This window comes from Pseudoalteromonas sp. SR45-5 (genome assembly GCF_014163565.1).
Taxonomy (GTDB): Bacteria; Pseudomonadota; Gammaproteobacteria; order Enterobacterales; family Alteromonadaceae; genus Pseudoalteromonas; species Pseudoalteromonas distincta.
The window spans coordinates 1-2,047 of sequence record NZ_JACJDN010000679.1 but is presented as its reverse complement, the minus strand read 5'-3'; the positions used below and the strand labels follow the sequence as shown (position 1 = coordinate 2,047).

The 2,047-nt window shown below is 35.7% G+C and carries 4 protein-coding genes; 3 read left to right on the top strand and 1 reads right to left on the bottom strand.

The genetic code is table 11. From position 1 onward, the window contains the following. Positions 1–245: 245 nt before the first annotated feature. The gene (gene dsbB / locus H5072_RS17935) at positions 246–764 is read left to right on the top strand and encodes a disulfide bond formation protein DsbB (RefSeq protein WP_024595347.1); all 519 of its coding nucleotides are present in this window, start codon (positions 246–248) and stop codon (positions 762–764) included. Position 765: 1 nt separating this feature from the next. Beyond that, positions 766–1,068 carry a DUF6170 family protein gene (locus H5072_RS17930; protein WP_024595348.1) on the top strand — a complete coding sequence of 101 codons (303 nt, stop codon included), beginning with the start codon at positions 766–768 and terminating at the stop codon, positions 1,066–1,068. 24 nt (positions 1,069–1,092) lie between these two features. Here the strand turns inward: H5072_RS17930 and H5072_RS17925 are convergent, their stop codons facing one another. Beyond that, positions 1,093–1,389 (bottom strand): helix-hairpin-helix domain-containing protein, encoded by a 297-nt coding sequence (locus H5072_RS17925; protein WP_165723515.1) that lies wholly within the window; start codon positions 1,387–1,389, stop codon positions 1,093–1,095. Between the two features lie 314 nt (positions 1,390–1,703). On the opposite strand from H5072_RS17925, the gene H5072_RS17920 reads away from it, so the two are divergent. Further along, positions 1,704–2,021, top strand: a complete 318-nt coding sequence (locus H5072_RS17920) for a YebG family protein (RefSeq protein WP_004335683.1) — start codon at positions 1,704–1,706, stop codon at positions 2,019–2,021. Positions 2,022–2,047 lie beyond the last annotated feature (26 nt).

Genomic DNA, 2,047 nt, shown 5'->3' with positions numbered 1-2,047 from the left:
CAAAAAAGTGCAACCATAAAAAATTCTTTAGATGATGCATCACCTTAGTATAAGTAAGCAATATAACTGAGCTTATGTATCGATGGGAAAATAATAGAACGTCATTTAACCTTTGCTAAGGCTGAATTGAGTAGTCATTAATTTCATCTTATAAAAAGCGACTTCGGTAGCTTTTTTTTCCTTTTTGTTGCTGCATACTTTATCCTACGTCATAATCTAACGTCCTATTAAAACGCGGAATTTTTATGAACTGGCTTGCACAATTACCTACCCAACGAACCCCGTGGCTTTTATTTACAGCTATCGTTTTTTTACTTGAAGTTACCGCTCTTTTCTTTCAATACAAAATGGGGTTAGCGCCTTGCATAATGTGTATATATCAACGCACTGCAGTATTGGGGTTATTAGGCGCAGGGATTGTAGGCTCAAGTAAACCACAAAGTAAAACTGTGCGTATGATAGCGTATGTTATTTGGGGAATATCGAGTGTTTGGGGATACTTAATTGCTCGCGAACATATTGATATGCAGACCACCACAGACCCTTTTGCATTTAGCTGCGAGTTTGAACCAAATTTCCCATCATTTATGCCACTACATGAATGGATACCTAGCTTTTTTCAAGCTACCGGGGATTGTGGAAATATAGATTGGCAGTTTGTTGGCATGAGCATGCCTGCTTGGATGGAAGTGATATTTGGGATTTTCTCACTAACGCTATTTATTATAATTATTGCCCGTTTATCAATTAAAAAGTCGATTTGATATGTTTACATTTTTTTCAAGCCAATTAGACCAGCTTAAGCATTTAAAAGTACGCCAGCGTCAAGACGTAATTGCGCTTGCATTAAGTCAGCTATCGCCAACTGATAAAGTTCTATTGCGTATTATAAAGTTGCTATTACTTAGCCCACTATTTTTAATATTCACTGTATTTAAAGGTTGGATATTAATACCATTTTTGATACTTGGCGGATTGTGCTATCCACTATTAACTACACCTATTGAAATTAACTTTGCTAAAAAGCACTTAAGCGATGCGCTAAAACAATTTAATCAGGGCGCCTAGCACCCTGATTACTTTTTAGAAATATTAAAGTGAAAGTTTCCCCTCTAATTTAGCTAAAAGTTTTTTGCCAATCCCTTTAACTTGCGATAAATCACTAACGCTTTTAAATTCGCCATTTTCTTCACGATAATCCACAATTGCCTGCGCTTTTTTCTTACCTATACCAGGTAACTTAGCAAGCATCTCTGCATCAGCATTATTTATACTAATTGTCTCAGCTTGAGGCATTTGCTTAGTTACTTCTGATAATTGTGCATACGCGGTAGTCGCGGGTAGTAAACATAATAAACTTATGATGAGTAAATTTTTTAACGTTTTCATTAAACTTGCCCTTATTCTTCTTTTCTTAATTTTGAGTATTGCTCAGGAAATCAATAAATAAGGAACTGTAAAGTTCATCACTTAAAGTGTACCTAAACGCATTATCACTATGATCCGAAATCCTGAAAATGCAGCTGGTACAACAAAGTGATTGCTTAACTAAAGTAAAGTTACCGTTTTTTGTCAAATTTAAGACACCTAAAAATTAATACTTCGCGCTTGCAAATTTACTTACAAACCATTACTGTACATAAAAACAGTAATCTAATGGTTTTTTAAAAACCACGGTGCCAAGCAATTTTGCAGGAGAAATCATGGCTGTTGTTGTTAAATATGTTGTAGAACGAAACGGAGTCGAGCGTATGACGTTTACTACCAAAAAAGAAGCGGATGCTTATGACAAGATGCTCGATATAGCAGAATCACTTGAGCTGATGCTAGAAAAGGTAGACGTACCGCTTAGTGAGCAACAAATTGAATCACTTGCTTTAGAAATAGCGAAAAGCAAAGATGATTTTATGACCATATTAAAAGGTGGCAAAGATCCAGCTGTTACCAAAGCGCCAGCAAAAAGTAAAAAGTCAGATAACGTTGCATCAATTGAAGATAACAACGATAAAAAAGTAAGTTAATTCATAGAATGCTCCCTCCTCGAACG